This is a genomic window from Bacillus sp. GB_SG_008 (genome assembly GCF_052038115.1).
GTDB classification, from domain to species: domain Bacteria; phylum Bacillota; class Bacilli; order Bacillales; family Bacillaceae_G; genus Bacillus_A; species Bacillus_A rhizoplanae.
On sequence record NZ_JBPZSK010000007.1, the window covers coordinates 124667 to 137771 of the forward strand.

At 34.6% G+C, this 13105-nt stretch carries 10 protein-coding genes and 1 pseudogene; 2 read left to right on the top strand and 9 right to left on the bottom strand.

The genetic code is table 11. From position 1 onward, the window contains the following. Positions 1-312 precede the first annotated feature (312 nt). The 9 genes from ACTDJC_RS18005 to argR form a co-directional block, all read right to left on the bottom strand. Entirely contained in the window at positions 313-1104 is a 792-nt protein-coding gene (locus tag ACTDJC_RS18005) for an endonuclease/exonuclease/phosphatase family protein (protein ID WP_440604255.1), read from the bottom strand. 3 nt (positions 1105-1107) lie between these two features. Further along, positions 1108-2748, bottom strand: coding sequence for a PTS transporter subunit IIBC (locus ACTDJC_RS18010; protein ID WP_098309131.1), 1641 nt, complete (start codon positions 2746-2748; stop codon positions 1108-1110). Positions 2749-2943: 195 nt separating this feature from the next. Continuing rightward, positions 2944-4608: a glycoside hydrolase family 13 protein gene (locus ACTDJC_RS18015; protein ID WP_440604256.1), complete on the bottom strand. Its 1665-nt coding sequence runs from the start codon at positions 4606-4608 to the stop codon at positions 2944-2946. A gap of 386 nt (positions 4609-4994) precedes the next feature. Further along, positions 4995-5684 (bottom strand): Crp/Fnr family transcriptional regulator, encoded by a 690-nt coding sequence (locus ACTDJC_RS18020; RefSeq protein ID WP_098309133.1) that lies wholly within the window; start codon positions 5682-5684, stop codon positions 4995-4997. 286 nt (positions 5685-5970) lie between these two features. Further along, positions 5971-6912 carry a carbamate kinase gene (gene arcC, locus ACTDJC_RS18025; RefSeq protein WP_098309134.1) on the bottom strand — a complete coding sequence of 314 codons (942 nt, stop codon included), beginning with the start codon at positions 6910-6912 and terminating at the stop codon, positions 5971-5973. A gap of 34 nt (positions 6913-6946) precedes the next feature. Beyond that, positions 6947-8362 (bottom strand): arginine-ornithine antiporter, encoded by a 1416-nt coding sequence (gene arcD / locus ACTDJC_RS18030; RefSeq protein ID WP_440604257.1) that lies wholly within the window; start codon positions 8360-8362, stop codon positions 6947-6949. Positions 8363-8526: 164 nt separating this feature from the next. Beyond that, a complete protein-coding gene (gene argF / locus ACTDJC_RS18035) occupies positions 8527-9525 on the bottom strand; it encodes an ornithine carbamoyltransferase (protein ID WP_098309212.1) in 999 nt (332 codons plus the stop codon). Between the two features lie 30 nt (positions 9526-9555). Beyond that, positions 9556-10788, bottom strand: coding sequence for an arginine deiminase (arcA, locus tag ACTDJC_RS18040; protein WP_098309136.1), 1233 nt, complete (start codon positions 10786-10788; stop codon positions 9556-9558). Between the two features lie 428 nt (positions 10789-11216). After that, entirely contained in the window at positions 11217-11666 is a 450-nt protein-coding gene (gene argR / locus ACTDJC_RS18045; protein WP_440604258.1) for an arginine repressor, read from the bottom strand. A gap of 390 nt (positions 11667-12056) precedes the next feature. Between argR and ACTDJC_RS18050 the strand changes: the two are divergent. Beyond that, a pseudogene (locus ACTDJC_RS18050) lies at positions 12057-12122 on the top strand (BBE domain-containing protein); the annotation flags it as partial. A 256-nt stretch (positions 12123-12378) separates the two neighbouring features. Then, entirely contained in the window at positions 12379-13101 is a 723-nt protein-coding gene (locus tag ACTDJC_RS18055; protein ID WP_098309138.1) for an amino acid ABC transporter ATP-binding protein, read from the top strand. Positions 13102-13105: the final 4 nt, after the last annotated feature.

The following is a 13105-nucleotide window of genomic DNA, read 5'->3' on the forward strand; positions in this document are numbered from 1 at the left end:
TTGCCATTATATCACTGTTTACACAGAATTTTAAATGAAAATAATCCATACTTTTCTAATAAAGTGAGACTTCCATCAGTGGGGGTTTTCTTCATTCCCCACTGATGTTTACGGGCAGTTTTCTTCCCAGCTCTTCTCCATCCTTTACTGCCCGTTAATGCGGGATAAACTGTATACGTCATTATATAATGAATACATGTCGATATCTACACTAAATGACCAATTTAGTTTTATGTTCAATAATAGAAATTATGTATGAAATGTAATAAAAAAGCAACCAATCCGTATTTTACACGGCGGTTGCCTTTCTTATTACATATTAATTTGAACTTCAACACCAAAATGATCCGATATTACATTTCGGTTCACATCATTAAAAATCACTTGGGAAGAAACAACTTGCACAGGCTGATTACTTAAAATGAGATCGATGCGTAAATCTTTCTTGTTCTCATCCCAACCAGCAATCTTTCCTTGCACAGTTGTTCCTTCGTCTTTTCTTCCTGCTAATTCATACGTGTCGTATAGACCATTTTTCACGAGATAGTCATACCCCTCATTCTGTATGCGTGCATTGTTGTTGAAGTCACCCATTAAGAACGACAACTCATTATTATCTACATAACTCAATAAATGAGCTACTTGTTTCTTAAACGGCTCTTCTTCATCAAGCCACCAGCCAAGATGACAAGAATAAATTGTCACCGGCTGATTGTTATAGGAAACTGTTGCACTTACAATTTTTCGTGTTTTCCAGTATGTTGCATCTGTACTGTCTGATATGAAAAACGAATCGCTCTTTGTAATGGAATGCTTTGTCAAAATTGCCAAGCCTTCTTCATACACCTCATACCCAATATGAGCAAAGTCCCATACAACATCATATTTTGCGGCTCCTAGCTCTTCTAACTCCGCTTGTAATAAGCGTACAAAATTATCTTCTTTCATGTTACCGCATACATTTCTTGCTGTAATCGACTGACTTACCTCTTGCAGCGCAATAACGTCATAGTCATTTTCTTGAATTATTTTTGCTAAATAATGAATCTTTGCAAGTTGCTCTTCTTCTTGCCATGAATGACAATTTAAAGTTAATAATTTCATTTGTTATGCACCTAAAATGTCTTGAATGTCTGACTTTAATACGTCAGCTTTTGGACCGTAAACAGCTTGTACCCCTTTATCTTTTACAATTAACCCAAGTGCCCCGTTTTTCTTCCACTTTGCTTCTGGTGCAACAATATCTAAATCTTTTACTGTTACACGTAAACGTGTCATACAAGCATCTACATCCGCAATGTTCCCTCTTCCGCCTAATAACTCAATAACCGCTGTTGCTAATGAACCTTCTTTTACATTTGCCGCTACTTCTTCAGCCCCATCTTCATTATCAATGTAGTTACCAGCACGTCCTGGTGTTGGTATGTTAAACTTTTTAATTAAGAAGTTGAAGATTGTAAAGTTTAAGCCAAAGAATATAACTGATACAACAACAAAGTTGATAAGATCTCCTATTAATCCTGCCTTTATAATCATTGGTGTACGAGTTAATAACTCAATAAAACCAAACGCATGAATACGTAGGTGAATTACATCTGCTAATGCGAATGCCAAACCTGTTGTAATTGCATACACAACATATAATACTGGTGCGATGAACATGAACATAAACTCAATTGGCTCTGTTACACCTGTTAAGAATACAGCTAATGCTGCAGATAAGAACATTGGTTTATATTTATGACGTTTTTCTTTATCTACGTTGCGGTACATCGCAAATGCGATACCGATTAACGATGCTGTGGAGCCGATAACTTGTCCTACTTTAAAACGTGCTGGAACCACATTATTTAATAAATCATGATATGCTTTCGTATCACCATTAGCTAATAAGTTATTTAAGTCTGTAATCCATGCGAGCCATAATGGGTCTTGACCAGCTACTACTTGTCCTGCCTTGGTACCTGTTAATATTGTGTACGTGCCGCCAAGCTCTGTATAGTTCATTGGAATCGTTAACATATGATGCAATCCAAATGGTAATAATAAACGTTCTAGTGTTCCATATACAAATGGTGCCACAACTGGCGCGCTATCCTTTGAAGCTGCAATCCAACGCCCAAATTCATTTAATCCGCTTTGAATGAACGGCCATACTAACGATAAAATAATAGCAGTGATTGTAGAACCAACAATTACTACGAATGGTACAAAGCGTTTTCCATTAAAGAACGCTAATGCTTGTGGTAATTTATTATAGTTATAATATTTATTGTATAGAGTAGCTCCTAAAAAACCTGAAATAATACCTACGAATACTCCCATGTTAAGTGCCGGTGCACCAAGAACAGAAGTAAAATAATCTTTAACAAGTAAATTTCCCGCTAAAAAGGAAGAAACTTTCGCTTTTGAATCCGCTAACATTACAGCGTTTACACCAAAAATTGCTCCTGTAATTCGGTTTGTTAATATGAATGCTATCAAGGCTGCGAATGCACCGCCTGCACGATCCTTTGCCCAAGATCCCCCAATTGCTACAGCGAATAAAATATTTAAGTTTCCAATAATTCCCCAACCGATATCTTCCATAACTCTAGCAATCGTTTGTACTACAGCTATATCACCCGCAGACATACCGATTAGCTTACCAATGGAAATCATTAAACCAGCAGCCGGCATAACTGCAACTACTACTATCAAAGCTTTCCCAAACTTTTGCCAAAAATCAAAAGACGCAAGCTTCTTCATTTCTTTGTTCCTCCTTTTTCTAAATTACAATCCCTCATGTATAAATAATAATTGCTTATCCCCTTACGAAAACATTTTTTACGCAATCGTTTTCATAAATTAATTTTAATAAAAACGTTTTCATATTACAATAACAATTTTATAGAAAATACAAATTTTTATGAGAAAAGATGCTGTATGAGCATCTTTTCTCCATTAAGAAATATAATACACCCTTGTTTCATAAGGCTTTAAAGTTATGGTTGTAACTACATCATGTTCTTCTACTTCGTAGTTATTTAAGAGCAAACGTTTGCATTCTAGATTGAATGCAGCCTCATCATATACAGCTTCACTCTTTGATAAATTGCTAATTACAATAACTTTTTTATTATTTAACGTACGTGTATACGCATAAATTTGTGGGTCATCTTCTAAAAGTAAATCGTACGTTCCATAAGTAAACACTTCATGCTCTTTCTTCAATGCAATCATCTTTTTATAGAAATTTAAAATGGAATTTGAATCTTTTTGCTGCACCTCTACATTAATTTCTTTATAATTTGGATTCATTCCAAACCAAGGCGTACTTGTTGTAAAACCGGCATTTTCTACACTATTCCATTGCATCGGTGTCCGTGAATTATCACGACAAGATGCCCAAATAATCTCCATAATTTCTTGGTGAGGTATACCCTCTTCAATCTTTTGACGATATAAATTCTTAATTGCTACATCATCATAATCTTCAATATGTGGGAACTGGACATTTGTCATTCCAATTTCTTGGCCTTGGTAAATAAACGGCGTACCATGCATAAAGAAATACATTGCACCTAAAGCTGTTGCACTTTCGCGCCAATACTGTTTATCATCCCCCCAAGTAGAAACAATACGAGGTTTATCATGATTTTCAATATACAGTGCATTCCATCCTTTATTTTCCAAACCTTTTTGCCACTTCGTTAAAACTTTTTTAAGCCCTGCAACATCAAGCTCTTTTTTCTTTTCTGCATCCCATAAGCTTAAATGCTCAAATTGGAATACCATATTAAACTTTCCTTGTTCTTCTCCAACCCAAAGCTCAGCATCTTCAATTTTCACACCATTTGCTTCGCCAACAGTCATAATATCATAATTTGAAAACGTTTTCGTTTTTAACTCTTCTAAAAGCGGCTGAATGCCATCAACATTCATATGTTTATCAAAAGAAGGTACATACTTTAGTCCTTTTGGATTTGGCATGTCTTTAAACCCTTCTTCTTTTTTAATATGACTAATCGCATCAACACGGAAGCCGTCAATTCCTTTATCAAGCCACCAATTGACAGTATCATATAACGCCGCACGCACCTCTTCATTTTCCCAGTTTAAATCTGGTTGCTTACGTGAAAACAGGTGTAAATAATATTGATCTGTTGCTTCATCATATTCCCAAGCAGAGCCGTTAAAAATACTTTCCCAGTTATTTGGCTCTTTCCCATTTTTTCCGTCATGCCAAATATACCAATCACGTTTCGGATTATCTTTAGAAGAACGCGATTCAATAAACCACGGATGTTCATCACTTGTATGATTAATAACTAAATCTATAATGAGCCGCATTCCACGCTTATGAACCTCGTCTAATAACTGATCAAAATCAGCCATTGTACCGAATTCATCCATAATAGCTTGATAATCACTAATGTCGTAACCATTATCGTCATTTGGCGATTTGTACATTGGACAAATCCAAATCACATCAATACCCAGTTCTTTTAAATAATCTAATTTTGAAATAATGCCTTGCAGATCCCCAATACCATCGCCATTTGAATCCATAAAGCTGCGCGGATAAATTTGATAAGCTACCGCTTCTTTCCACCACGTTTTATTCATAATTCCTTCTCTCCTTTTGCACAAATTAATGCAAACGTTTTCGTAACACTATCATAACAAAATATAAAGAATTTGTAACGATAATTTTTTACATTCTTATTAAAACATCCGATTTAAAAAAATATCTCATCGTTAACCTATATGTATGATTAGTCTTGAACAAAGTGAAACTTTTACTAGTGATTTACGAACTCCTCTACACGAGATTCCGTTTGTTAGTACAGTAATATACAAATTTTTTATATTTGATAACATAAAAAAGCCCTTTATAAATATATAAAGAACTTTAATAATATAAAATCTGAAAAGGAAAGTTAGCATAATAATTCATTTTTTATATATTGTAATATTAATCTTGTACTTCCCTATCATCTATTACTTTGTTTTTACACAGAGATTTCTTCAAAATAAATGGGATCATGTATTGTAATTTTTTTATCTAGGACCGTGACAATACAATCATTTTTTAGTTGCTTTAACACCCCACTAACCGTTTCACGTGATGTCCCAGATATTTTAGAAATTTCAATCGTTGTAAGAGGGCATGAAATTATAATTTCTTCTCCCTCTTGTTCTCCTAAATCATTCATTAAATAACATAATGTTTGAATGACACGATCTTGCGCATTTGGAATTGTGATATTTTGGATACGTCTTTCATTTACCTTCAATATAGAAGATAACTCCTGAACAATATACATGAGCTGTTTTCGATCTGATTTCACCATGTCCTCAAAAATAGAAGTGGGGATATAGTACACATCAACATCTGTCATTGCTATAGCTGTATAATTATATGACTTATCTGTAAACATTCCACTGCAAGGAAAGATAGAGAAACGCTTTATGTAATCTTCATATAATAAATTTCCGCTTTGATTGACTCGCTCCAATTTTACAAATCCATCTAGCATAAGATATATTCTTTCTCTTGAATCACCTTCTAAAAATAAAAATTGCCCTTTTTTGTAGGTTCGCCAATAGACAAGCTCTGCTAGGCTTTTTAATTTCTTATCTGATAGATCAGCAAATAGTTCAAATTGCTTTAAGTCTTCAACTATATTTCGTCTTTGCATGAAACGTTCTCTCTCTTTCTATAAAGTGAAACTTCTATCAGTTGGGGATTCTTCATCGTCCACCTATTTTTTCGCTTCTCTTTGAATCTTGAGGTGAGGGTTCCCACGAATAGCGGGATAAATTATAAAGCAACGTAAAGAAAGCGCCTTCAAAAAATATTCTATCATAATAAAACACTGAATTTTCCCTTTATGAATGAATACTTTATGAACTTCCTCTATATTTGTACATAAAAAGAATGAAGCATGCCACTTCATTCTTTTTATGTACAAATATTTATAGATCTTACTTAGAAATGATGGTACCAGCATTCTCTTCTAATGCTTCATATACTTTTTCTAATGAAGTAATAATTGTTTTTCGCTTTGGATTTGTATTAACAAAATGAATTGCTGCTTGAATTTTTGGAAGCATGCTGCCTGCTGCAAATTGGTTATCTTGTATATATTGTTCTAGTTCGTCAACTGTAACATTCTCTAATTTCTTTTGATTTGGTTTATTAAAGTTTATATATACATGATCAACAGCAGTTAAAATAACAAGAATATCAGCATCTACTAATTCAGCTAATTTTTGAGCTGCAAAATCTTTATCTATAACAGCCTCAGTTCCTTTTAATCCATCGTCCGAATCTATAACTGGAATTCCGCCTCCTCCAACAGCAATGACAATATCCCCGTCCTCCACTAATGCATTGATTACTTTATGCTCATGAATACTCACTGGTTTTGGTGATGGTACAACTCGCCGCCATCCACGCCCAGAATCCTCTTTAAATGTAGCTTTTGTTGTCTCCATTAATTTTCGTGCTTCTTCTTCCGTATAAAAGGGACCAATTGGTTTTGTTGGATTTTTGAACGCCTCATCCTTTTCATCCACCACAACACGAGTTATAACCGTTACTACATCTTTTTCTATATTGCGCTTTTTCAAAGCCTTTTCAATTGCATTTTCCATCCAATACCCAATCATCCCTTGACTCATTGCACCGCAAGTATCTAATGGCATTGCAGGTGTTTTTTCCGTTTCCGCTGCTTTTTGCTGCAATAAGATGTTACCCACTTGCGGGCCATTCCCATGTGCAATGACAACATCTACATTATTTTCCATAATTTTAACTAATTGTTCTGCCGTTCTTTCCAAAGCTTCCTGTTGTGCTTGTGCAGTAGCATCCCCAGATTGTATTGCGTTTCCTCCCAATGCAACAACGATTTTTTTTCTTTTCATCTTTCAACCCTCCAATTCCTTTTCAAAAGAGTTTTTAAAGAGTAATACTACCTGTAGCCAATTGATAAATTGCAAACAGTGCTAAAGCTCCAATGACTATCGAGGAGACAAGCTCGACACGAGTAAATATTTGTTTTGGACTTGTTTGCTTTTGAACTTTGTAAAAGATAAAAATTCCTGGTGCATACAGTATCATAGTCAGCAATAAATAATCTAAACCTGCTGCATAAACTAACCAAATCGCATACATACTCGCAACTAAACCAATTACGATATTTTTTGTTCGATCGTTCTCTTCAGACTGCAAACTATACTTGAATTGATAGAATGCTGAAAAAGCATAAGGAATTAAAATTGCAGAGGAAGCGAGAGAAAATGCAAAATGATAGGCTTGATCTGAAACAACAAATGTCAACAAGAAAACTTGAATCAGACCATTTGTTAACCATAATGAATTAACAGGAGCTTTATTTTTATTTTCCTTCGCAAACCATTTTGGAAATACACCGTCTTTAGCAGCCAAATAAGGAATTTCAGATGCTAGTAACGTCCAACCTAACCAAGCACCTAATACAGAAATAATTAAACCTAAATTAATAAAAATAGCTCCCCATTTCCCAACAACACTTTCAAATACATATGCCATCGCTGGATTTTTCAAATTTGCAACATCTGCCTGCTTCATAATCCCTAAGGATAATAGTGTCAAGAGAATGTAAATAATGAGAGTCCCTATTAATCCAATAACAGTTGCTTTCCCGACATCACTTCGATTTTTTGCACGACTCGATAAGACCACAGCTCCTTCTACCCCAATAAATACCCAAAGAGTTACAAGCATTGTACTCTTAACTTGACTTCCTACAGCCACCCAGGAAAAAGTAGCACTTTGTCCCCAAAATCCATCTAAGAAAATATCAATATGAAAAGCAAATATCCCTACAACAATAAATACAAAGACAGGTACTAACTTTGCAATCGTTGTTACTAAATTTACAAGTGCTGCTGATTGTACACCGCGTAAAATCAACATATGAACACACCAAAGCAATATACTTGCTCCAATAATTGATGCTACATTTTGCCCACCTTCAAAAACTGGAAAAAAGTAACCTAGTGAAGCAAATAATAACGTACCGTAAGCCACATTTCCGAGCCAAGCGGATAACCAATATCCCCAGGCACTATTAAAGCCCATAAAGCTACCGAATCCAGCTTTTGCATAACTAAAAATTCCTCCATCTAAATCCGGCCTTTTAACTGTTAAGTTTTGGAACGCTAATCCAAGAGAAACCATTCCGATACCTGTTATAATCCAACCAATAATAATAGCACCTGCACCTGCACCCTTTGCCATATCACTTGCTAGGTTAAATGCTCCGCCTCCGATCATGGAACCTACAACAAGAGCGGTCAAAGTAAGCAGTCCTAATTTCTTTTCTTCACCCATTACACTCACCTCTCTTTTATCAGATAGGAATAAACAACAGTAGTGAATGATTGTATATAAAGGAAGATAAATTGAAACTTCCATCAGTGGGGGATTTTTTCATCCTCCACTGATGGAAAGCTCTCATCAATAATGGGATAAAAAAGGAGGAATCTCCCCCTTCTTTATTCCATATCTCCTAAAGTAGCTGCCATAACCGCTTTAATTGTGTGCATTCTATTTTCCGCTTGATCAAATACCTTTGAATGCTTACTACGGAATACTTCATCACTTACTTCCATTTCTTTTATGCCGTATTTTTCATATATTTCCTCTCCATACATTGTTTCCGCGTCATGAAACGCAGGTAAACAATGTAAGAAAATCATATTTTCATTCCCGGTCTTTTCAATCATTTTCATATTTACTTGATATGGTTTAAGAAGTTCAATACGTTCAGCAAATTTATCTTCTTCTCCCATAGATACCCATACATCTGTATAGATAACATCTGCACCTGCAACAGCTTCTTCCACGTTGCTCGTTACCATTACCCGATCACTATATTTTTTAGCGATATCAATGACTTCCTGTGCTGGAAATAATGATTCTGGGGTACAAATATGTACTTCCATTCCTACAATAGAGCCGCCAACTAATAAGCTATTCGCTACATTGTTACGGCCGTCTCCAACATAGACCAGCTTAATATCTTTTAATTTTCCGATATGCTCTTTTATTGTTAACAAATCTGCAAGTGTTTGTGTCGGATGCCACATATCTGTTAAGCCATTCCATACTGGTACACCTGAATTTTTTGCTAAAGATTCCACTGTTGCATGTGCAAATCCACGAAATTCAATACCATCAAACATACGTCCTAAAACTCTCGCTGTATCTTCAACAGATTCTTTTTTCCCAAGCTGAATATCATTTTTACCTAGGTACTCAGGATTTGCACCTAAATCCGTACATGCTACCGTAAATGCACAACGTGTACGAGTTGAAGTTTTTTCAAATAAAAGGGCAACATTTTTGCCTTCTAAATAATGATGTGGGATACCATGTTTCTTTTTCTCTTTTAAGTCTGCTGCTAAATCAAGAAGATATAACAACTCTTCTTCTGTAAAATCTTTTTCTGCAAGAAGGCTTCTTCCTTTTAAGTTTGGTTTTGTCATTAACATCATTCATCCCTACTTTCTCCAGTATTTATGCTAAATATCTTTTCGAACAATTGGCATACTCATACAACGTGGACCCCCACGGCCGCGAGACAATTCCGAGCTTAATACTTCAACAACCTCTATACCATGCTCACGTAATAAAGCATTTGAGACATAGTTGCGATCATATGTAACAACTACTCCCGGTGCAATTGCTAATGTATTAGATCCATCGTTCCATTGTTCACGAGCAGAAGCAATCACATCTCCTCCTCCGCAAGGAATAAGAACCAATTCACTCAAACCTAACGCTTCTTTTAAAGCCTCAGTTAAAGATGTGCGGTATGTAATTTTGAGAGTCTCTTTATCCGATCCTTTTTCCAAAATATAAATATTCATATTCCCCTTTGGACCTTGAATGGCTGGATGGATTGTAAATTTATCATAATCAACCATTGTAAATACTGTATCTAAATGCATAAACGCACGACATTTTGGAATCTCTATTGCCAGCACTTTCTTAATTTTATTTTGACGACTAAATAAATTTTTTGCTAAGCGTTCAATGGCCTTAGCTGAAGACCTAGCAGATACTCCAATTGCAATTGTTTCCTCATTTAAAATAAGCTCATCGCCACCTTCAATCGGAAACTTATAATCACGATCTAACCAAACCGGCACATTGTGACTTGCAAAGCGCGGATGGTATTTAATAATATATTCCATAAATAAAGATTCCCGTCTCCGTGCTGGCTCTCTCATTCTATTAATTGTTAAGCCTTCACCTATTGTCGCTGCTGGATCACGTGTAAAATATAAATTTGGCATTGGATCTAAATAAAATGGATAATGCTCTTCCATTAATTCATAAAGATGCGCTTTTTTATTCGTTTCAATTTCACTTTTACGCACGCCACCCATAATTTTTTGAATCAAATCTTCATTTGAAAAGGAAAGTAAATACTCTTTTAAAGTTTGGTGTGCAATATTTACATCTGCTTGCCCTTCTTTTAAAATACGATCAACAAATTCTTCTCGAAGCTCTTTATTAACTAATGCTTCAGCTGCTAGTTTCTCTAGATAAAGGACCTCAATCCCCCGATTTCGCAGTGTTTGTGCAAAATAGTCATGCTCTTTTTGAATAATTGGTAAATATGGAATATCGTCAAATAATAATTGCTGTAAATATTCTGGTGTTAAATTTTCAATTTCTTTACCAGGGCGTTTTAGTAAAACGGTTTCTAATTCTCCAATTTCTGAAGTAACATGTATCGGATGCTTCATTTGTTGTACCTCCTTTTAAATTCATTTGATGTCTTACAATTACATAATAAACAGAATGCACATATCGCTTTGTGAAAACGCTAACAATACTAGGTGAAATATTTCACAAATTATTTTGTAAAAAGTATAGCTAATCGTATTTTTATAAGATACTTCATCTCATAATTAAATAACTAGCTTTATATTATGTATATTAAATGTATAATAGCGTCCTATTTTATGTTAAAAATTTTTATCTCGTATTAGCGGAAAGTAATTGTTCTACCTCAAAATTCAGCAAACACAAAGAAGTTAAATTAGGAAAATCCCGATTGATGAGAACTCATAATTAATAACAATAGAACCGCTCCATTAATTAAAATTTCACTGTTTCACTTTATAAAAATAAAAAAGACTGTTCTAATTTGCATTAGAAACAGCCTTCTCATTTACATAATCAAATTCAATCTACCTTTTAGAATCTCCCTATCTGCTTTTGATCGAGAAATTACAAGACATGTATCATTCCCACATATACATCCTATTTTTTCTTTCCAGTCTAAAGAATCAAATAAAATACCGATAACATGGGCATTTCCAGGCAGAGTTTTTATAATAATCAGTTGTTCTACATAATCGATTTTTACAACAACCTCTCTTATTTTTTTCTTTAGCTGTATATCTGCTCGCTGGTTCTCTTCTGTAAAAATCTTATATATTACCAGCCCTTTTGAAGAGGCTACCTTTACTAAATTTAATTCATGAATATCTCGAGAAATAGTTGCTTGTGTAACAAATACATCACGGTGCTCTAACAACTCTACCAATTTTTCTTGTGTATCTATTTCATTCTCTCTCACCAATTGTTTAATTAGTTGTTGTCTTTTCTCTTTTTTCATGAAAGACACTCCTTCTAATATTATAGCTTTATTATATCTTGCTATAATTTTCTTCTGAAAGAGACAAAGATAAATGTTGCGGAAACGTTCATATTTTTACTTTTTATAACAATTTTTTCTATAATTTATAAAAAAAGAGAGCCAATTATATTGGCTCCTATTGAATTCGCTGCTGCTAATCCAAGCCCTACTATTTTTTTCATATCAATTAATCTCCTTTTAACTTTTCTATTCAACTTTATTTCAAAAAAATATTTTTATAGTTTTCGTTTTCTTTAACTACAGCAGTAACCTGTTCTTTTTTGATGGCCTTCCTGCCTAATTTCATTCTATCCAACAAAAAGCGCAATCACTATCGAGTTACATTACAATAACATTGCACTTCTGTAAGCAAGATATGACCATCATAATGTCTTTCGTTTTCCTCAAAGCATTCCACCGCTTACAAAAAAATAAAAATGAAGAACGATACATCGCTCTTCCTTCTATATGTTGTTATCTATACTTTTTATCATAAATAGATATATCGATTTTTGAAATAAATAATTAAATTTTGAAACAAATACTTATTTCTCTCAATGAAACTGTGTAATATACGACCAGTTATAATCCCTTTAAATTTTTAACGAAAAATAAAGGAATATGACAATTTATGACTAATTACCAAGAACAAGGTATTTTTATACACCCGAATTTCATTGGAGGGGGATGCATGATACAAGTTCAAAATCTGACAAAATCTTTTGGTTCTTTAAGCGTGCTCAAAAACGTCAATTTACACGTGCAAGAAAAAGAAGTTGTCGTCTTAATTGGTGCAAGCGGTTCAGGGAAAAGTACATTACTGCGTTGCTTAAATTTCTTAGAGCTGTATGATGATGGAGAAATTTCAATACAGGGTGAACAAATCCATCCAAAACGTACAAATCTAAACAAAGTTCGAGAAGATGTCGGCATGGTTTTTCAACATTTTAATTTATTTCCTCATATGACCTCACTAGAAAACATCATTGAAGCTCCTATTCACGTCAAGAAGTTAGACAAAACAAAAGCAACAAGCATTGCCTACGAACTGCTAGGAAAAGTCGGATTGCAAGATAAGGCTAATGTAACACCCGATCTTTTATCAGGTGGCCAAAAACAACGAGTTGCTATTGCAAGAGCACTCGCAATGAATCCGAAAATTATGCTATTTGACGAACCTACCTCAGCTCTCGATCCTGAACTCGTCGGAGAAGTACTACAAGTTATGAAAGACCTCGCAAAAGAAGGTATGACGATGATTATCGTCACGCATGAAATGGGATTTGCCCGTGATGTAGCTGACCGCATCATTTTTATGGATGACGGACAAATCGTAGAGGATGCACCTCCAGAACAGTTTTTCACCGCTCCGTCAAATAAACGCGCACAGCAATTTTTACGAAACATTATATAAACAT

What these genes read in the sequence shown, in the direction of transcription:
- argR (WP_440604258.1), bottom strand. Translation starts at nt 11,666, where the DNA reads ATGAAAAAAGAGAAAAGACAACAACTAATTAAACAATTGGTGAGAGAG.
- argF (WP_098309212.1), bottom strand. Translation starts at nt 9,525, where the DNA reads ATGTTAATGACAAAACCAAACTTAAAAGGAAGAAGCCTTCTTGCAGAA.
- arcC (WP_098309134.1), bottom strand. Translation starts at nt 6,912, where the DNA reads ATGAAAAGAAAAAAAATCGTTGTTGCATTGGGAGGAAACGCAATACAA.
- ACTDJC_RS18005 (WP_440604255.1), bottom strand. Translation starts at nt 1,104, where the DNA reads ATGAAATTATTAACTTTAAATTGTCATTCATGGCAAGAAGAAGAGCAA.
- ACTDJC_RS18015 (WP_440604256.1), bottom strand. Translation starts at nt 4,608, where the DNA reads ATGAATAAAACGTGGTGGAAAGAAGCGGTAGCTTATCAAATTTATCCG.
- ACTDJC_RS18020 (WP_098309133.1), bottom strand. Translation starts at nt 5,684, where the DNA reads ATGCAAAGACGAAATATAGTTGAAGACTTAAAGCAATTTGAACTATTT.
- ACTDJC_RS18055 (WP_098309138.1), top strand. Translation starts at nt 12,379, where the DNA reads ATGATACAAGTTCAAAATCTGACAAAATCTTTTGGTTCTTTAAGCGTG.
- arcD (WP_440604257.1), bottom strand. Translation starts at nt 8,362, where the DNA reads ATGGGTGAAGAAAAGAAATTAGGACTGCTTACTTTGACCGCTCTTGTT.
- arcA (WP_098309136.1), bottom strand. Translation starts at nt 10,788, where the DNA reads ATGAAGCATCCGATACATGTTACTTCAGAAATTGGAGAATTAGAAACC.
- ACTDJC_RS18010 (WP_098309131.1), bottom strand. Translation starts at nt 2,748, where the DNA reads ATGAAGAAGCTTGCGTCTTTTGATTTTTGGCAAAAGTTTGGGAAAGCT.